The organism is Cytobacillus firmus DS1 (genome assembly GCF_000565285.1).
In the GTDB taxonomy this organism is placed as follows: domain Bacteria; phylum Bacillota; class Bacilli; order Bacillales; family Cytobacillaceae; genus Cytobacillus; species Cytobacillus firmus_A.
In genome coordinates this window covers 1-18,739 of record NZ_APVL01000019.1, presented here as the reverse complement: position 1 = coordinate 18,739, position 18,739 = coordinate 1, and the positions used below count along the sequence as shown (strand labels likewise).

The 18,739-nt window shown below is 35.3% G+C and carries 17 protein-coding genes; 4 read left to right on the top strand and 13 right to left on the bottom strand.

What is annotated here, in order from left to right; genetic code table 11:
• Positions 1-16: 16 nt before the first annotated feature.
• Positions 17-934: a plastocyanin/azurin family copper-binding protein gene (locus tag PBF_RS19725; protein ID WP_035332167.1), complete on the top strand. Its 918-nt coding sequence runs from the start codon at positions 17-19 to the stop codon at positions 932-934.
• 247 nt (positions 935-1,181) lie between these two features.
• Here PBF_RS19725 and PBF_RS19720 read toward each other — a convergent pair whose 3' ends face one another.
• The 11 genes from PBF_RS19720 to lgt all read right to left on the bottom strand — a co-directional run bounded on the left by PBF_RS19720 (position 1,182) and on the right by lgt (position 13,567).
• Positions 1,182-1,916, bottom strand: a complete 735-nt coding sequence (locus PBF_RS19720) for a sulfite exporter TauE/SafE family protein (protein WP_019380872.1) — start codon at positions 1,914-1,916, stop codon at positions 1,182-1,184.
• 333 nt (positions 1,917-2,249) lie between these two features.
• Positions 2,250-3,410, bottom strand: a complete 1,161-nt coding sequence (gene spoIIP, locus PBF_RS19715) for a stage II sporulation protein P (protein WP_019380871.1) — start codon at positions 3,408-3,410, stop codon at positions 2,250-2,252.
• A gap of 192 nt (positions 3,411-3,602) precedes the next feature.
• The gene (locus PBF_RS19710) at positions 3,603-3,932 is read right to left on the bottom strand and encodes a four-helix bundle copper-binding protein (protein WP_019380870.1); all 330 of its coding nucleotides are present in this window, start codon (positions 3,930-3,932) and stop codon (positions 3,603-3,605) included.
• A gap of 115 nt (positions 3,933-4,047) precedes the next feature.
• A complete protein-coding gene (locus tag PBF_RS19705) occupies positions 4,048-4,668 on the bottom strand; it encodes a class I SAM-dependent methyltransferase (RefSeq protein WP_019380869.1) in 621 nt (206 codons plus the stop codon).
• Between the two features lie 299 nt (positions 4,669-4,967).
• On the bottom strand, positions 4,968-5,453 hold the full coding sequence (locus PBF_RS19700; RefSeq protein ID WP_035332226.1) for a YdhK family protein: 486 nt from the start codon (positions 5,451-5,453) through the stop codon (positions 4,968-4,970).
• A gap of 658 nt (positions 5,454-6,111) precedes the next feature.
• Entirely contained in the window at positions 6,112-7,086 is a 975-nt protein-coding gene (locus tag PBF_RS19695; RefSeq protein ID WP_035332164.1) for a metal ABC transporter substrate-binding protein, read from the bottom strand.
• A 132-nt stretch (positions 7,087-7,218) separates the two neighbouring features.
• The gene (locus PBF_RS19690) at positions 7,219-9,174 is read right to left on the bottom strand and encodes an LTA synthase family protein (RefSeq protein ID WP_035332163.1); all 1,956 of its coding nucleotides are present in this window, start codon (positions 9,172-9,174) and stop codon (positions 7,219-7,221) included.
• Between the two features lie 45 nt (positions 9,175-9,219).
• Positions 9,220-10,014: a C39 family peptidase gene (locus PBF_RS19685; protein WP_033196533.1), complete on the bottom strand. Its 795-nt coding sequence runs from the start codon at positions 10,012-10,014 to the stop codon at positions 9,220-9,222.
• 100 nt (positions 10,015-10,114) lie between these two features.
• The gene (locus tag PBF_RS19680; RefSeq protein WP_051488955.1) at positions 10,115-10,711 is read right to left on the bottom strand and encodes a ferric reductase-like transmembrane domain-containing protein; all 597 of its coding nucleotides are present in this window, start codon (positions 10,709-10,711) and stop codon (positions 10,115-10,117) included.
• Positions 10,712-10,956: 245 nt separating this feature from the next.
• The gene (locus PBF_RS19675; RefSeq protein WP_035332162.1) at positions 10,957-12,414 is read right to left on the bottom strand and encodes a UDP-N-acetylmuramoyl-L-alanyl-D-glutamate--2,6-diaminopimelate ligase; all 1,458 of its coding nucleotides are present in this window, start codon (positions 12,412-12,414) and stop codon (positions 10,957-10,959) included.
• A 343-nt stretch (positions 12,415-12,757) separates the two neighbouring features.
• A complete protein-coding gene (gene lgt, locus PBF_RS19670; protein ID WP_035332161.1) occupies positions 12,758-13,567 on the bottom strand; it encodes a prolipoprotein diacylglyceryl transferase in 810 nt (269 codons plus the stop codon).
• Between the two features lie 338 nt (positions 13,568-13,905).
• Here lgt and PBF_RS19665 point away from each other — a divergent pair, with 338 nt between their 5' ends.
• The 3 genes from PBF_RS19665 to PBF_RS19655 all read left to right on the top strand — a co-directional run bounded on the left by PBF_RS19665 (position 13,906) and on the right by PBF_RS19655 (position 16,358).
• Positions 13,906-14,178: a metal-sensing transcriptional repressor gene (locus PBF_RS19665; RefSeq protein ID WP_035332159.1), complete on the top strand. Its 273-nt coding sequence runs from the start codon at positions 13,906-13,908 to the stop codon at positions 14,176-14,178.
• 12 nt (positions 14,179-14,190) lie between these two features.
• Positions 14,191-15,576, top strand: coding sequence for an MATE family efflux transporter (locus PBF_RS19660; RefSeq protein ID WP_051488954.1), 1,386 nt, complete (start codon positions 14,191-14,193; stop codon positions 15,574-15,576).
• A gap of 293 nt (positions 15,577-15,869) precedes the next feature.
• Positions 15,870-16,358, top strand: a complete 489-nt coding sequence (locus PBF_RS19655; protein ID WP_035332158.1) for an SRPBCC family protein — start codon at positions 15,870-15,872, stop codon at positions 16,356-16,358.
• Between the two features lie 152 nt (positions 16,359-16,510).
• Here PBF_RS19655 and PBF_RS19650 read toward each other — a convergent pair whose 3' ends face one another.
• Entirely contained in the window at positions 16,511-17,638 is a 1,128-nt protein-coding gene (locus PBF_RS19650) for a beta-propeller fold lactonase family protein (RefSeq protein ID WP_035332157.1), read from the bottom strand.
• Between the two features lie 573 nt (positions 17,639-18,211).
• Positions 18,212-18,343 carry a hypothetical protein gene (locus tag PBF_RS27075; RefSeq protein WP_268745129.1) on the bottom strand — a complete coding sequence of 44 codons (132 nt, stop codon included), beginning with the start codon at positions 18,341-18,343 and terminating at the stop codon, positions 18,212-18,214.
• Positions 18,344-18,739: the final 396 nt, after the last annotated feature.

Genomic DNA, 18,739 nt, shown 5'->3' with positions numbered 1-18,739 from the left:
AGAGGAGTTGATAATTTTGGGAATATACCAGTTATTTGTTCTAACAACAATAGCTTCTTCGGCTATCGCAGCCATTATTCTATCCATAAAATTCAGACACAAATTATCAAAAATGCAAGCAATGGTTATCACAATGGCAATGGGAATGAATATAGGTTTAACAGCCGGAGTCTTGTTTGGAACATATTATCAAGGAGATTTGTATACTTCTACATTGGTTTCTGCTGGAATTGGGGTTATTGCAGGATTAGCTAGCGGAATAGCATTTGGTATCCTTCCTTCATTAGAAGGGTTTATGTCAGGTTTAATGGGGGGAATGATGGGAGCCATGCTTGGTGAAATGGTTTCCCAGAATCAAGCTTTCACCATGTTAAATATTTTACTCACTCTGACAACAAGTTCACTATTACTATATAATATCCTATCAGCAAAGAGCTCTATTGATGAAAAAAAATGGTTTTTAAAGCCTGTTTTAACTTTTGTCCTTCTTTTTTCCTTTCTTTACTTTGGAAATCAGCTAGATAAAAGCAAAGCCTTCTCTAACTTTAGCTCTTCACAGGCTGGGCAGGATCATAGTGAGCATGGAAATACTAAAAACTTGAATGCTAATGAAATCGTTTTAACTGTTCATCCTTCAAAGTTTTCCTATGACCCTTCAGAAATAACGCTTAAAAAAGATAAGGAAGCTTCTCTTATATTAAAAAATCTTGATAATACGGATCATGACATTGAAATAAAGGAAATAGCTATTAAGACTGAAAACAATCAACATGGTAACCATGGCACTGCGCAGGCTGATTTTCATCTCCATGCATCTGGAAAAAGTGAAGCCACTCTGACATTTACACCTCTTAAGTCTGGGGTATTTGAATTCTATTGTTCTATTCCTGGTCATAAAGAAAATGGTATGATAGGTACAATTACAGTAAATTGAGAAAGGCCATCCCTTCTGTATTGCAGAGGGATGGCTTTTCTTTTACCATTTTCAAATTAGAATGTTCAATTTACTTTTACATTATGATATCATTCATATTTTGGAATTGCTCTTTATCTGCATCTCGATAATTTTTGTGCTTTTTTATGTACACAACCAATAAAACCACACATGTATATTCATTTGCAACATTCTCAAAATGCACAAAAATTTACTATTAAAGCATTAAATTTCCTCGACAATTCTATTAAAGACTCCAGTACGTAATGGTATCAAGTACCCCAATTATAAGCATTATGATACCTGTAATTTTTTGAACAATAGCCCCTATTCTTCTCCCCTTTTTCAAAAACTTCCCTCCTAGCTCTAGATACCAAATCAGAAATACAGAAATAATTAGAGGAAGAGAAGTCCCTATTGCAAAGATTGGAGGCAATATCATCCCATAATTTACTGAGAGTGCCATTGGCATCAGAGTGACAAAGAATAACACAAACATTGTAGGACAAAAACCAAGGCTAAAACTAACTCCCATAAAGAAGGCTCCAAATCTCCCTTCCTTTTGAAAGCTCTTAAAAAAATCCCCTAGTGATATTGATTTCCTGAATTTAATGAACCCCAGTAAGAATAAACCGATCAAAATAAACATTGGTCCAATAATTCTCCTTATCCAAGGAAAATAAACGGTCAAAGAAGTCTTAATTTCACTGCCGAATATCCAAACTAATAAACCAAAACCAGAAAATACAGCTATTTTACCCAACGTAAAATACAAAACTTCTTTCCAAGCGATATTTTTTTGTATAGACCTGCTTCCATATAATGTAATGGCCCCCAAATTCCCGGTGAATTGACAGGGTGCCAATGCCCCTACAAGTCCCAATATAAAAGCTGATATTATGGGAATGTCTTTAGTGCTCAAACCAATATTAATTAAAGGCTGGCTAAAAAAGTTGCTTATTATGCTGAAAAATTCATACATTTTTAATACCCCTATTCTTGTATGACAATGCCAAATCCATTTGCTGAAAAAAATGAAAATCCTATTTTGTTCACTCATTATTCATAACATTTAATTATGAAGATTTTATGAAGAAACACAATATTTAAGGTATTTATAGAAAAAGGAAAAGTAACCTCCTGTGTCTTTAAACGAATTTTATTTTTACTAATAGAGTGGGGGGTTATGTGTTGAAAAAAATATCGTAATATAATTAAAAAAGCCGATCTTTGAATGTTCAAAAATCAGCTTCAATCTTTCTAAAAGAAATGTGTAGATGAAAAAATGCAGCCTATCAGCAGTTAAGGATATAAATCATCCTTCATTTCCGCTTACTTCCTCAGCGTCCCAATAATATTCACTGAAAATCTCCGCAAACGCTTCAATAGAATGATCAAGTTCAGTGTTGTTATTTTCTACTCCCCCAAACTCAAGCAGCATGGACTGGCTGGAAAGGTCTTGGTTATAAACTCCGTTCCCATCGTCTTTTGTTTTAATAAATACACCTCTGCTAATCCCTGGATACTTTTCTTCTAGTTTTTTGTTTAATTCTTTAGCTAATGCAAGGTTCCTTTCGTAGTTTATATTTTCCTTCCCGACTATAAAAAATAATCTTGCAAATGGCTTACCGTTTATCATAGTAGTTGTTAGTTTCTTTGGCTGGGAGTCTCTGTGAATATCAATAAGATAATTAATGGAAGAGTTTTGGGCCATTACCTCTTTTACTGTTTCTCTTGATAGAGCATAAGAATAATTATAATTCCAATTTTTCTTTTTCAATTCTTCTGTAACATTAGATGTACTATGATTTGCTCCTATCCCTCGTTTCATTAATTCTTCTTTCAGCTTTTTACCCACGGCTATAATATTTTTACTTTCATTTAAACTTACAGCTTCATTAGCCGTTTTTTTTCCGGGAAGTAAAGGCAAAAAGGCCTCCCAGCTGTGTGAATGATAAATATACGCAACATCTTTTCCGGTTTTAGGGATTGGTGAAGCTCCCTTTTCTTCTGTACCTTTTGGTTGATCTTGGTCTTTTTCTGCCTGCTCTTTCTCTTTCAACAGCATCTCCAACGGTGGAGCTGATTCAATAGGCAACGTGGTAAGGTCTGTTCCGAGACCTGCAATGGCAATTTCGGTGTTAAAAGTAGAGAATCCAGGTATTTCTCTGCCAAGAAAAGTCCGAATGTCTTCTGGCCAAATATTTGTAAAGGTGTGAAATACAACTTGGGAAATGGAGGGCTCTTCTTCTTCCTTAATACTTGATTTTAGCGGACCTATTTCAGTAGACATTAGCCTTAGAAAGAAATTAGTATGCACTTTTTCACTAGTAGCTGTTATTATGGAAGAATTTAATCTTTCTTTTAAATCAAGAAAGTTTATAAAAAATGAAATACTAAAAATCAAGAAAAATAGGGATAAATAAATCCAGTGAACTCGTATAAACAAAATAGATGTATTCTTCCTTTCTTTCATTTGTACCCCTCCGTTCTATTTATTCTGTTTTCTACTCAGAATATATGAACAGAAGAAGGATAATAGAATAGAATCTAGGAAGAACTTTTAGATCTAATAGAGTTTGTATTTTTTCACTGTGATGAGCGGGCTTTTCATTTTGATTTCAATTCATACAAACAAAAACAGGCACCTCAGGTGCCTGTTTATTGCTTATTGTACCATTTGACGGCAAGCATCTGCGCATTTAAAGCAAGCATCTGCACATTTTTGACAATGTTCATGTTGATGTTTCTTGCATTCGTTTCCACATGCTTCACAAATTTCGGCACATAATTGACATATCTGTTTTATAAAGGGGCTATTGGATTGCATCGATTTTGTAGCAAAAGCACAAATATCTGCACAATCACGATCCATCCGGATACAGTCTACCATCATTTTCAAATCATCCTCGCGAAGGCATGCATCATAACAAATATTGCAGGCCTCTATACATTCAAGACATGCCTGAATGCATTGTTCATAGGTTTGGCTATACATAGGATCATCCTTTCCAATATTCTAATTCATTAAATAGATTCCCCCTACTTTAAGAAAATAAACTGCATAAAAAATGCATAATTTTGCATAGCCTCATTCAACAAAGTACTTGTATTTAATTATTTGGCCCTAAAGTAAGTTTTCGGACAACCGTACCCATTAATGGAATATTATCTACTATAACTAGTCCTGATTGATCTATATTATGTAGTGTATCCCGGTTAATATTGGCTCCCCAAAGCCTAACTGTTAATGGATTAAGCGCGTCCATTAACACTCCTGCAAGAGGGTTGCTGCTTCTCATATGCTCAATCATAAAAATCTCTCCTTCAGGCTTACATACTCTTTTAAGTTCCTTTAACCCTTTTACCGGATCAGGAACAGAGCAAAACACACAGGTTGAAACGATAGAGTCGAAAGTATTGTCAGGGAATGGAAGGACCTGGATATCAGCATTCATCAAATTCACTTTAAAATCTACTTGTAATTTTTTTTTCTTCTTCCTTGCTAAGTTGAGCATTCCTTCACTAAAATCTACGCCAGTTAAGGAATTAATATCTTTTGGATAATATTTAAGGTTTATTCCTGTTCCGATCCCTACCTCCAGAATGTCTCCTCTGACATTGGCCAATAGACTATTTCTCCATTCATCCTTAATCATCTTATCCATCCAGTCATAGAGAAGAGAAATTCTGTCATATCTTTGTATGATCACTTCATTTCTTGAAATATCCATTTCTTCACACCTATCTTTTTGAGATTAGTTTCTCAAAAAAGTATGGATTTTTAATGGATTTGAAGTCTCCATTGTAGCAGGAAATGATTAGGGGGTTTTCGGGTTATAAAAACGGTTGATCTCCTTACAAAGATTAGGAGTCTGCCTGTACTTTGTGATCCTCAAAGAATTATTTGTAAACCGATAGATATCCTTTTTAAAGAATTCACTATTATCTCTATTAAAAAAGCCGAATATATACAAGAGAAAAGGCTTGTATACATTGGCTTTGCTAATATGCTTTAAATATCTAATAACTTCTACTCAATTGGTGCTAGTTCACTTTCAATGATCCATTTGTGATTATCTACTTTTTCGCCGGTTGTGGTAGTAAAGTCAAGCATATAGACATTAGTTTCGGCCGCTGATTCAATGACCGCTTTTGCTCCGTCCATACCTTCCATATGATCTGCAATAAGGGTAACTTCTGTACCAGGTTTAAGAGACTCTTCCCCAGCGTTTTCAATTTCCTCATGGATGACCCATTTATGATCTTTTACCGGCTCTTCTCCAGTCGTAGGATAATACGTAACAGAGTAAGCAGTAGTCTCATATGCTCCTGCAATGGTTGCTAGCGCACCTTTCATGCCTGGCATATGATCTGCTTCAATTATGGCCTGACTGCCGATTTCAAAAGCTGGATTCTCAGCTTCTTCAAGTTTATCAGGAACGTCACCTGAACTTGACATTGTCTCAGCAAAATGAAATTCAATTGTTTCTTTGATTTCTAAAGCATTAAGGCGCACTTCATTAAGCAGTCCTTCGATCTCTTCCGAGGAAACATTTGGTTTGTCTGTATTTTTAGTTATGGCCTCTAAATGCTTTTCCGTAGCGTTTAAACGATTAAGTAGATCGTCAATTTCTTCTTTATATTCCTTGTATCTCTCTACCTCTTCAGCAGATAAAGGGGGTTCTTCAAGGGATGCTCTAATTCCCTTTATCTTAACGATAATAGCATTCACTTTTTTGTCTATTTTAGCTAGATTTTTCTCAAAGTTCGATTCAGCTTTAACTTGTGCACTGTTTTGCATTTTGACTCCCATATTGTGGGCATCTGCAGAAACTCCCCCAGCTGAAAAAACGATTCCGAGCGATGCCAAACCTAATCCTGATATTTTTAAAATTTTGTTGGTCATTGTCTTCCTCCTTTAAATTATTTGACATGGGTATATACCTCCTAAAGGATTATTAAAACATTTGGTTTCCCAAACCAAATTAAGAGAAGCTGCAATGTTACATTATTATTTACTATTTGGTTACTAAGACTCCACAATTATTGACTTAACAAAGAGAAAGCAGCCTAAATCACTATGCGATTTAGGCTGCAAATTAATACATGTTTTTATCCATTACAAAAATGGAACTAATTAGAAAGGGCTTTATTCAAAGCTGGTTTGATATCCTTTACTTATTATTTAATGCTTGTTTTAAGGTTTCAATATTTTTATTCATTAAGCTTATATAGTCTTCATTATTTTGAATATCTTCTTCTGTTAATGATTCTAAATTATGAAGAGTCAGAGTTTCTGCACCGAGTTCTCTTTTTATCACCTCAGCAACCCGATTCTCGACATTTTGCTCGAATAGGATATAATTTAATTCAGCATTTTCAGCGGTCTTAATGATTTCTTCGAGCTTTTTTTGAGAAGGTTCAGCACTAGGAGAAAGGCCGCTAATTCCTATTTGCTTTAAGCCATATGCATCTTCCCAATAACCGTATGCAGAATGGGCGACGATGAAGGTTTTATTTTGTGATTCGTTGACCATGCTTTCAAAGTTAGAATCTACTGTTTCTAAGTTATTTTTGAGAGCCTGGAAGTTCTTTTCAAAGTAATCTTGCTGGCTAGGATCAATTTTGATTAATGCATTCTTTATATTTCCCGCAAGCTGCACGGACCTGCCTGGGTCAAGCCAAACATGAGGATCAACATCATCTCCTTCTTCACCAGCATGCTCCTCATTATTTTCTTCTTCATGTTGTGCATCTTCAGAGGATTCTGAAGCACCAATTAAAGGAATTCCTTCTGATGCTTTTACAATGGCTGTATCTTCATTTTTCACGGCATTAATGACCGCATCGGCAAACCCTTCTATTCCGGTTCCTAAATAGATAAATGCATCCCCCTCTGCTATTTTGACCATGGTTTTAGTTGTAGGTTCAAAGGAATGAGCATCCGATCCTGCAGGAACAATATTTTCCACTTGTACTAACTCCCCTCCAATTTTTTCAACAAAATCCTTGAGCGGAAAAATTGTTGTGTAAATTTTTATCTTCTCATCATCTGTTTGAATGTTTTTGTCCTCTTGAGTTGCTTTACTGCATCCCCCAAGGACTAAAATGCCGATGGCAAACAGTATTAGCCAAATTGATTTATACAAAGTGCTTCCTCCTATGATGTTAAATAGTAACCGTTACGATTTGTATTCTATAAAAAAGTAACTGAAAAGACAATATACCTTCTAAAATATGCAGAAAATATGAATAAAAAAGGGGGCATCCCCCCCTGAATTCTATTTCTGCTCCTGAGTCCAATCTTCATTGTAATGCTCGGCTTTTGTATAATCCAATTTTGTTTTATCTGGAGTTTTAATACCGCTAAGTTTGTGGAAACGAAGCAAATCTCCATATACCACCTTATCAGATAACTCTAATTCGTTTTTAACAATCTCTGAGTATTTTTGATATGGTGTCGCATCCTCTACAATTTGCCCTGTATCGTTCTCATAAATTTTACCTTTAACGGATGTCACTTTATCCGTAATGTAATCGCCATTTCTAAATGCGACTATTTCATCTCTATTTTTAGATAATAAGTCTGTTCCAAAGGCAACCTGATGTGTTGTGTCAACACCGAGTAAATTTAATACTGTTGGCCGCACATCAACTTCTCCCCCATATGTTTCATTAACAAAACCCTTCAGGCCTGGAGCGTATATAAATAGAGGCACTCTCTGAAGTTGAGCTTGTTCAAAGTTATTTATGTCCCTGTTTAAAACATTCGACATTGCTTTTTTGCGGTTTTCAGAAATTCCATAATGATCTCCGTACATTACAACCATTGTGTTTTTATCAAGACCAGAAATCTTTAGATCTTCAAAAAACTGCTTTAGTGCTTCATCTAAATATCGGGCCGTCTGGAAATAACCATCAACTGTTTCATCACCAGTTTGTGCAGGGGCTATCGACTGATCTTCTTCGTCAATCAGATATGGAAAATGATTAGAAAGCGTAATTAATTTGGTGTAAAACGGCTGAGGAATGGATTGTAAATAAGGAATTGTTTCTTTAAAAAACGGTTTATCTTCTAGACCGTAGTTAATAACATTTTCCTCTCGCATATTATAATAAGTGGCATCATAAAACATATCGTATCCTAAAGACTTGTACATTTCTTCCCGGTTCCAAAACGACTTGTAGTTTCCATGGAAAACAGCAGAATAGTAGCCCTTGTCTTTTAAGATAGCCGGTAATCCCTGAAACGTATTTTGTGCTTTAGTCGTAAATACAGAACCTTGAGGAAGGGGATACAAAGAATTTTCCATTAGGAACTCGGCGTCAGACGTTTTGCCCTGTGCTGTTTGATGAAAGAAATTCGGAAAATAGATTGTATTCGGATCTTTTGCCAATGAATTTAAGAATGGCGTAACCTCTTCTCCATGAAGCTTATATCCGATAAGAAAGTTCTGAAAAGATTCCATCGAAATGTAAATGACATTCATCCCTTTGGCTGCACCAAAATAATCCGGATTTTTCTCTGTATTCTTTGATAATGTGTAATTTTCAACTGTTGTAATATCACTGCTGTCAGCCATAACTCTTTGGGCAGAAGACCTAGCGTTTTGGACAATATCATATATGGCAAAGTTAAATGCTCCAAGATACTTTACAAGGTAATTCCTATCAAAACTTCTAGTCAGCAATTGTGGCCTATCCGCTTCAGCAAGCCCAACATTTATTCCAAGTATCAATAGCCCCACTAAATATAACTTACCTAAAGATCTTCTCGGTAATCTGTCAGGCATTTTCAGTCTCTTTGAAAGAATAAGGGCAAACAACAAAATGGTATCAGAGAAATAGAATATATCTGTTGGCTCTAAAAGAGCAACTGCACTCCCTCCAACTTTTCCAAAATTTTGTGTCTGAAAAAGAACCGGAATTGTAATAAAGTCGTTAAAGAATCGATAATAAGCAACATTAGCATATAAGAAGAAAGTTAGCACAAAATTGATGGCCAGGAGCATCCAATGCTGTTTTCTTCCTTTAAATAATAGAGCAATTCCCAGGAATAATAATGCTGAACTAACGGGGTTGAGCACTAGTAGAAACTGTTGCATCCCATTATTTACTCCAAGATTAAATTCGGTTTTATAAATTAGATATGTTTTTATCCAGAAGAGTAAAACTGCAAAATAAAATAGGCCTAGCCTCTTGTTTAATAGTGATTTTACAAGATTAACACCATTCATATTAACACTCCTAACATTAAAAAATTTTTTCGTAGTTTAATATATTCATTTTAAAACTCTTTTAGGAATGAAGGTCACTGCCTGACTCCCCATTTGCTTCCAGGCTTTAAGAAAGTCTTCTTTGTTCATAGACTTATTTTTCATCCCCGTTATAGGGTCGTTAAAAAATATATTTTTTTCATCATATCCAGTTATCAGGACCGAGTGTTCTTTATAGGTAATATCTATTTCTCCAGCAGGTGTTTTCCATTTTTCAAATGCTGTTTTGGGCAATTCCCTATAAGTTGTATTTGTTATAATCCAGACTGGAGTGTCCAATGAAAGAAAAATCATAAGCTCGGAAAACTCTCTTCCTGTTAAATCAATAATTTGTCCAGGCATATACTTTTCAGCTAATTCCTTTATTGGTTTATGGTATACTCCTAATCCGGGATTATCATATGAATACATATCCCCAATAAAGCCATCATTTGGATGTCCCCAAAAAATATGGCCTCCTTCTTTCTTTAGAGGAACAGCATTCTTTTTAATTTCTTTTGCAAGAGTCATTTTATCAGTGTCAATGCCACTGTATTGCAGCAGCATTGCAAGGCTTGTCACCTCGCATCCTCTTGGAAGTTCGGGAAACTGCTTAATTACAGGCGCATCAAGAAGAACTTGATCTTTTATCTTTACAATTTTATTTGTATAATCATGCACCTCGCCAAGATCGCTGTAAACTTCTTTAGGAGCCTCTGAAACTAGCAAATTCAATAGTTTTGTGAGCTCTTCTTTCCCTAATATGAGAATTAACATAAGAGTTGCTGCAGCCAAACTGTTTAAAATTAAAAATAATTTCATCTTTATTTCCTCAGTTGTATTTTTCTCAAAATTCCGCATTCAAAACGGCAGCCTACTGTCTTCTTTTTTTACTTTTAAATACCGTTTTAAAAAATGCAATCTACTGAATCACGAAAACAACTGTCAACAGTCCTAGAAAAGGCTTTTGCACCCAATTGTAACTGCCTAATCTAAAAAAGAAGAGAAAGAATGCCGTGTGTAATACAACTAAAATATATAGAGTTCCGCTTTTTTGCTGCAGGTAGTCCCATCCCCTTTTGCCCAGTAATTCTATTGCTTTTTTATTTGAGATCAAAGCTAGTAAAAACAAATATAAAAGACCTATAGAACCTAACAGGTTTGCAAGAGTAAAGCCGGGATCAAATGTAAGCTGGCCTGTTTCTTGATTAACGCCAATTATTAATCTAATTGGTTCCCAGTAAAACCACCCTTGGAAAAGTACATATACATGCAGTAGAGCCAAAATGGAGCACCAAATCCCAAGCTCTCTTCTCCAAGATAAAAAGCGTACAAAGAGGTTACTTAGCCGGCTCAAAGGCCCAATCATAATGGTTATGAAAAGAAAAATGAGCGATACATCAGCAAATGCCCGGTTCCAAGAGTGCATATCACTCCATTCCGATCTACTTGTTAAGAAAATATATACTAAAAGTATAGTTACCGATCCAATAATTAAATGCCTCATTAGTAACCCCATGGATAACTATCCCTCTTTTCATTTTTCTTTACACTGCTAACAAGGTCATTTCCTTTTAATTGAAATAGGTCGCTGTGATAAAAGATAAAAAATATTATTACACATTAATATCAAGAAAATATGCAGTTAACAATAAAAAAGTACGAAAGTCCATTGTATAAACATGGGCTTTCGTACATTCAGTAAAATTTGATTTTCTCTGAAATAAAATGGTGTTCTTGCTATTTTATCTTGGTAATCTTTATTTAAGCCTTAGATGTATTGTAATACTTTGAAAATAAATATTTAATTGTTCCCGCATCGTTATCGGTGGGAATTTCAAACTCTTGCTCATATGGTTCAGGCCCTTTGCCGGTTATCACTATGTGATCCCCTTTTTCTGAGTTTTTCCACGCATATTCAATAGCCCTTGTCCTATCTATAATCAAGTGGACATTCCTACTTTCAAGATATTTTACTGCTTTTTCCAAATCGGTTACCATTAAATCTTTCGAAACTCCATTTAAATCATCAAACGTTAAAATAATCTCATCGCAATATTTAGCAGAAATGTCGAGCATATCTAGTCGCTTAGTCTTATCTTTGTTCCCTCTAAACCCAAAAATGTGAATAATCCTATTTTGTTTCATGCTTTTAACAGTCTGTAAAAGGTTTTCTAGACCATCAGGAGTATGCGCGTAATCTAAGATAAAATTAGCACCTCGATGTCGAATTTCTTCAAAACGTCCAGGAACACCAGGGAAATTTTCTACGGCATATATGATATTCTGGATTTTTACCCCTGCCCGCAATGTACATAGTATCGCACCAAGTGCGTTTTGTAAGTTATGTTTGCCTGGCATAGGCATTTTGATCTCAAATATTTCATTCGATTCCTTTACTTTTATCTTTGAAATTCCAGCTTCCGTACATAATAACTGAAGGTCGTCGTTTTCCGAATTTCCATAAGAAAAGACAGTTTGTCTATTATTTTTAAGTTGATTCATTAATTTCATTCCCCAGGGACAGGATGAGTTAATGATTGCTTCGCCATTTTTTTTCAGAAGCTTGAATAGTTCTGCTTTTGTATTAAAATAATCATCCATATCTTGATGATAGTCTAAATGATCATGAGTAAGGTTGGTGAAAACCCCATAATTAAATTCCAAACCCTCTACCCTCTTCTGATGGAGACCATGTGATGAAACTTCCATCACCACATTCTTATCCGTGCTCATCCTCAGCATATTATTTAATTCTAGTATATCGGGTGTTGTTGCAGTAGACATAAGCTCGATTCCGTTTACAAAATTTGAGACAGTGCTAAAGAGTGAACAGGACTCCTTTGCAGTTTCGAAAATGTGTTTTACCATATAAGCTGTTGTGGTTTTTCCATTTGTTCCTGTAATCCCAATCATGTTATGAATCAATGAAGGATCTCTATATAGTGTTTTTGCAAGTCTCCCAAGAGCTTTCCTTGTATCTTCTACTTTGATGTAAGGAACAGGTAGAGAATAATTGTTTTCTTCACCTATAACAGCGACCGCTCCTTTGGAGATGGCTTCATTTATAAAATTGTGACCATCATGCCTTAATCCTTTGATCGCAACAAAGATATCTCCTTTTTTTACATTTCTTGATTTGAATTGAATTTGAACTACTTCAATATCAGCTACATTTTCATTTGTCCCAGCAATAGATGAAATAAGATTTTTTAGCTTCATTTGATGCCTCCGCTAATTCGAAAATAAAGAAGCTGTCTGATTTCAGACAGCAAATATTTACAGGATAACTCTTAAGCAATATCATTTATCAATTTTCTTCTTTTTTATATTTTTTGTGTTATAACCTCGAGTTCCATTATGTGTATCCTCGGATTTTAACTCTGATAAGGCTAGTAATAAGGAGTACTGTTAAATCTAAAAGGTAATTTTTTTACATACCTCAATTCTACCCATCCACCTTATACATAAACTCCACAAAAACTGCATAATTGGTAGTGTTGTAAGCAATAACAGAATCAAATCTTCACCAACAATGGCTTCTTGTTAGTGCTTTGCTGATTAATTAACCCCCCGCATAGCTATTACTTGTTTTCCCAAACTTTCGTCTAAAAACAATCATAACTGCTGCACCTATAATTAGGCTGAGGGACATAACTTGGGCTATTCTTAAAGATTCTGTTAGCATGAGGCTATCCGTTCTAAGCCCTTCTATAAAAAATCTGCCAATAGAATACCAAATAATGTATGAAAGAAAGACTTCTCCACGTCTTAAAGGAAGTTTCCTAATAACAATCAAAATGACAAAGCCTGCAATATTCCATAGAGACTCATATAAAAATGTAGGATGATAATAGGTACCTTCAATATACATTTGATTGATAATAAAGTCCGGTAAGAAAAGTCCTTCAAGGAAAGAACGGGTAACCTCCCCTCCATGCGCTTCCTGGTTCATAAAATTACCCCATCTACCAATTGCCTGGCCAAGAATTAGGCTCGGTGCAGCAATATCAGCAAGTTTCCAAAACGAAACACCTCTTTTTTTGGCAAAAACGATTGCTGTTAATACTGCACCTATTAATGCTCCATGGATAGCAATGCCGCCTTCCCATATGGCAAAAGTCTTGCTGGGATTATCAATATAATATTCCCACTTGAATACAACATAATATAATCTCGCACTCAGAATGGATATTGGAATCGCCCAAAGTAATAAATCCGCAAAAATATCTTTATCAAGTCCAAGTTTTCTTGATTCTCTTGTCGCAAGAAGCCATCCTAAAAACAAACCTGTTCCAATTATTAGTCCATACCAATAGACAGTAATCGGTCCAAGTTCAAAGGCTATGCGATCAATTGCCTCAATTTTTTCCATTGGGTTATCACCTCTTCTTTTTATTGTAATTAGCAGTTTAACTAGCAAATATCGAGAAAATATGCACAAATGATAAATTATTTAATAAAAATCTGTAACAAACAAAGCTTCAAATTTTAATAAATTTATTTAATTTTAAAACCTCATAAAAACATAATCCCATTCTATATAGGTCCTGTCCCCTTAGTTTAATTAAAAATCAATCTTTATTATCTTCTGTACAGATTTATAGTAATCCTGATGAAAAACACCTTAGAACATTAAAGTATTTGAAAATTTAGAATTTATATACTTTTTTTATCCCCCCTGGGGGGTTATACTTGTTTTGAGGTGATAAGATGAAATATGATCATCACAAGCAGAGAAAGAATGTTGTGAATCGATTAGCGAAAATTGAGGGACACGTACGTTCTGTTAAGGAAATGGCTGCCAGTGGGCGGGACTGTGGAGACTTAATGATCCAGATTGCAGCTATCCGTTCAGCCCTTAACAGCTGCGGAAAAGTAATTTTAAAAGATCATTTGGAAGGCTGTGTGGTTGAGGCGGTTAAAGAGGGAGATGATACTGTTATCGAAAAATTAAATGAAGCCATTGATAAATATATTCGGTAAGGAGAGGTTAGAATGGTTCAAACCCTAAGGTCGGATGAATCGAATAGCCAAATTCTTAAAACCATCCTCTTCTTAGCCATGCCAGCAGTTATCGAGAATTTTTTTCAAACCATTCTCGGCTTCGTTGATACTTTATTTGTTTCTAAACTAGGATTGATTGAAGTTTCTGCTGTCGGTATTACGAATGCAATCCTGGCTGTATATTTTGCCGTCTTTATGTCAATTGGTGTTGCGGCAAATGTTTTAATTGCCAAATTTCAAGGTGCTGGAGATAAGGAAAAAGCGAAAGAAATCGGTCATCAGTCCATTATTCTTGCTATTATTTTAGGAGTAATATTTGGATTGATTTCCTTTTTCCTGACTGAACCTCTACTCCGTTTAATGGAAGTCGAGAACAGTGTATTAAAGCCAGCTGCTATCTACTTTCAAATTGTAGCAACACCTTCCATTTTCATTTCATTAATGTTTGTAATGGGGAGCATTTTACGGGGCAATGGTGATACAAAGACACCCATGAAAATTAGCATATATATGAACCTCATTCATATCGTTCTTGACTACATCCTTATATTTGGCTTTTTCATTATTCCAGCTCTTGGATTGGAAGGTGCAGCTTATGCGACCATTATTTCGAGGATATTAGGTGTCATCGGACTCTCTTTTTATCTATTAAAATACAATACTATATCAGCCAACCCTTTAAACTGGAAAATAAATAAACAGATACTATGGAACCTTATTACCTTGGGTTCGCCAGCAGCTGGAGAGAGATTAGTCATGAGAATTGGGCAGGTGCTATATTTTGGAATAATCGTAGCCTTAGGCACTAATACTTTCGCAGCTCATCAAATTGCTGGAAACATCGAAATTTTTTCGTATATGATCGGCTATGGATTTGCCGCCGCAGCCACCACTTTGGTTAGTCAAAGGCTTGGTGCAAATGACATTCATGGTGCGAAAAGATATGCAAACCTCTCAATTCTTTCAGGCACTGTGTTTATGACAATCTTTGGTGGCATCTTGTTTATATTAGGAGAATGGGCAGCATACTTCTTTACCGATGATTATAAAGTTGTTCAACAAATAAAACTGGCCCTTCAAATTGATGCTTTTATACAACCTGCTTTAGCAGTGGTATTAATTTTAACTGGCGTATATCAAGCAGCAGAAAATACAAAGTTTCCGATGTACTCGACTGCAATTGGCATCTGGATTATCCGAACAGCTGGTGTTTATATATTGGGTGTACATTTTGGCTTAGGTATAGCAGGAGTTTGGATTGCGATTGGCTTAGATAATGTATATAGAGCGATTTGGCTAGGAATCAACTATCAGAACAGCAACTGGTTAAAATACATGAAAATTGATGAGTCATCCAAAGGGATAAAAAGCTCCTGATTGTTACGGATCAACTTCCTGAATTCTCAAATTAACTTTTCGGCTTATCTAATATAGAACTGCAATATTTCTAAAAGGGCCAATTATAAGTAAAGAGGAGACGTTAATTCCTGTGAATTTTGTATTCACCCTCTCAGTATTTCTGAAAAGCATTACTAGGGTAGTGAATTAAAGAAAGAAGGAAGTGTAGGAAACAGGGTAGGTTTTAAGAGATCTAACAATTAATCATTTTTAAATTTTCTTAATAATGTTACTATTTAGTTGTAATATTTTTACAACGGAGGGTGGTTCTTTTGAAAACTGAAACAAATGATATCGCTATTATTAAGGAGGTAACAATTAATGCACCATTAAATCTAGTATGGTACGCTTGGACAATCTCTGAAAGAGTTTCTGAATGGTTTGCACCTGAAGCGGTAGTAGATGCTAAGGAAGGTGGCAATTACGAGCTTTATTTCATACCTGGAAATAGGACGGGTATGAATACGAAGGGCTGCAAAATCACTAAACTTATCAACGAAAGTGAACTGCATTTTACATGGAAAGCGCCAGACCAATTCGAAACACTAATGAACAATGAAAATGACCTAACAACTGTTAATGTAAGTTTCAAATCAATTAATGAAAGTTCTACAAAAGTGATTATAAAGCATACTGGATTTAAAGATAATGAGGACTGGGTTGAAGCTTTTAACTGGCACCAAATGGCATGGTCAGGTGTACTTGATAGTTTAAAATCTGCTCTTGAAAAGGGCAAAGGTAATTTATGCTGCCAACCGTAAACTACAATCTACTAAAATATAAATATTTTTAGTAAGAGACAAACCCCAGTTTCTATTTTTGAATCTGGGGTCTATCACAAATTCAGCTATTCTAATAAAATTTATAGACAATTGTCTCGGGTTTTTGTATTTATATAGTGATGACAAATGAATTAATTTGTAATGCTTATTCCATTCGGCACTCCATCTACTTCAATTGTTTTAATGACTTTATTCTGTTCTTTATCGATGATGCTGACCGTATCTTCAAACATATTCGTCACATACACCCTCTTGTTGTCCGGACTTGTTACCACTCCATGCGAACCTTTTCCGGTTTTGATTTCAGTAATTGTTTTCTTTGCAGCCAGATCTATAACTGTAACACTGCTGGAAGGAGCTTCTTCTGTTCCCTGGTTTGCAACATAAGCAAACTGATCATTCTCATCGATATATACTTGTGCAGGGCCAGTCCCCACTGGAATTTTATCAACCTTATCAGTAGCCAAATCAACCACAGCGAGAGCATTTTCTCCATTTAATGTAGCGACAAGAGTTTTTCCATCAGAAGTAACACCTGTAGTTACGGGAGCAGTTCCCACTTTGATTCGCTTTTCTTCCTTCATGGATTCAAGGTTAACGACACTTACTGTGTCTTCACCCATGTTGGCAATATAAGCTCTCTTGCTATCTGATGAAATTCTGAATCCATGTGGCCCTTTCCCTGTCTCCACTGTATTAATTACATTAAAACTCGGCATATCAATGACGGTCACATTATTGTCTTCATTGTTTGTTACTGCAGCGTACTTCCCATCCTCTGAAAAAACAATATGGGCAGGGTGGTTGCCAACTTCGACTTCCTGTATTAATTCATCGTTTTCTATGCTGTAAAAAACTGCTTTTGCACCCATTTTCTTTTCTTCTCCGTGACCATCATCCTCTCCACCGTGCCCTGCCATACTAGGCACCACTGTTGCCCCAATCATTTTTCCACCTGGTGAAACCTGCACATTATGAACCGAACCATCTACTTCTATTGTCGATTTAATTGAATTATCAGCTGAATCAATTTTAGAGATACTTCCTCCCTCGTTTGCGGTGAAATAATATTGGACAGTTGACTTCTTATCGGCCTCTTCTTTTTTCTCATCATCTTCCCGTTCCTTGTTTTCTACTTTAGATACAGGTTCTTTTTCACTCTTTTTATCTTCCCCAGCATTACTTGCTGAACTGCATCCTGCCAGTATCACTCCTAAAAGCAAAAGAAAAATAAATACACTCTTTTTTACATTATTCATGATATGTTCCTCCTTTTCGAATTTAAGGAAAGCATAATAACTAAAAAAGAGTACAAAAGTGATTTATTTCACTATGCCACGTTTATTTTTAAAAAATCTAACAATCTTTTGAACTCCATAAAATCTTCATATTTGGAAAGTACGATAAGAATTTACAACGCAAAAATATGAACAGGCCCAATTGTTGCCTGTTTATTAAGTACTACAAGTTTTTTTATCTGAAAAATAAACTAATTATGCCTATCAATCCTACAATCAAAGACCAGATTATTAAAAATAATCCAGTTGGTATTCTATTTTTTCTAATTTTCCCCTTCTTATTTGAACAGCACGACATATGACATCACTCCGTTCATCCTTTTGATTTTTCCCTTTTGATTGGGCTAGGAATGGCTATTTACACATTACTGTCTTGGATCTACGTTTTGAAAACATCCAGTGGTCCTGACATTAATACCAAATTCATCATACTTTCCTCCGTGACAGGGGCAGCAAAGTGTAATTCCTTCTTTCATAATGGCTTCTTCTGCATTTCCTGCAATACATCCTGTGTACATAAAGTCGACATTATGATTAAAGAATCATCATTTTTGTTTCATTGATGTGTACAAGGCCTTCCATTTTTTGTTCAACCCATGCATATAGAACTGTTGTTTTATAAGGAACTTTCTTTGGAAATTCCCCCATTTCCCCTAAGCTGGCCATCGCACTCATATCCACCTTTTCCCTGTCGATACACTGTCAACCTAAGAGGAAGAACTGAAATGGCACATATACCAGCTGTTCCTTTTACCTTTTTTGAAATAAATGTTCGTCTACTCCATTTATCCATTCTCGCCACCTCCCCTATTTAGGATTTATGTTAACACTATTTTTTGCAGAAATTTCTATGATCCTCAGAAAGAGCCTGCAAAGAAATATGAATTATTTGTTAACTAATTGCCAACTGTCGATTGCATTAAATAAAAATTTCATACAAAGAATTTATTATCCATGGTTTCTGCACTTATTTATATTATGATTTGTTTGAATAATAACAGGAGGTATTCAGTCATGAAACTTAAACTGCTTGCTATATTACTTTTTTCTATCTTATTTCTT

Bases quoted from the DNA above. Each gene is read 5' to 3' on its own strand.
- PBF_RS19680 (WP_051488955.1), bottom strand. From the start codon at position 10,711: ATGGGGTTACTAATGAGGCATTTAATTATTGGATCGGTAACTATACTT.
- PBF_RS27075 (WP_268745129.1), bottom strand. From the start codon at position 18,343: ATGGCCAGCTTAGGGGAAATGGGGGAATTTCCAAAGAAAGTTCCTTAT.
- PBF_RS19650 (WP_035332157.1), bottom strand. From the start codon at position 17,638: ATGAATAATGTAAAAAAGAGTGTATTTATTTTTCTTTTGCTTTTAGGA.
- lgt (WP_035332161.1), bottom strand. From the start codon at position 13,567: ATGGAAAAAATTGAGGCAATTGATCGCATAGCCTTTGAACTTGGACCG.
- PBF_RS19685 (WP_033196533.1), bottom strand. From the start codon at position 10,014: ATGAAATTATTTTTAATTTTAAACAGTTTGGCTGCAGCAACTCTTATG.
- PBF_RS19710 (WP_019380870.1), bottom strand. From the start codon at position 3,932: ATGTATAGCCAAACCTATGAACAATGCATTCAGGCATGTCTTGAATGT.
- spoIIP (WP_019380871.1), bottom strand. From the start codon at position 3,410: ATGAAAGAAAGGAAGAATACATCTATTTTGTTTATACGAGTTCACTGG.
- PBF_RS19720 (WP_019380872.1), bottom strand. From the start codon at position 1,916: ATGTATGAATTTTTCAGCATAATAAGCAACTTTTTTAGCCAGCCTTTA.
- PBF_RS19705 (WP_019380869.1), bottom strand. From the start codon at position 4,668: ATGGATATTTCAAGAAATGAAGTGATCATACAAAGATATGACAGAATT.
- PBF_RS19660 (WP_051488954.1), top strand. From the start codon at position 14,191: ATGGTTCAAACCCTAAGGTCGGATGAATCGAATAGCCAAATTCTTAAA.
- PBF_RS19665 (WP_035332159.1), top strand. From the start codon at position 13,906: ATGAAATATGATCATCACAAGCAGAGAAAGAATGTTGTGAATCGATTA.
- PBF_RS19675 (WP_035332162.1), bottom strand. From the start codon at position 12,414: ATGAAGCTAAAAAATCTTATTTCATCTATTGCTGGGACAAATGAAAAT.
- PBF_RS19690 (WP_035332163.1), bottom strand. From the start codon at position 9,174: ATGAATGGTGTTAATCTTGTAAAATCACTATTAAACAAGAGGCTAGGC.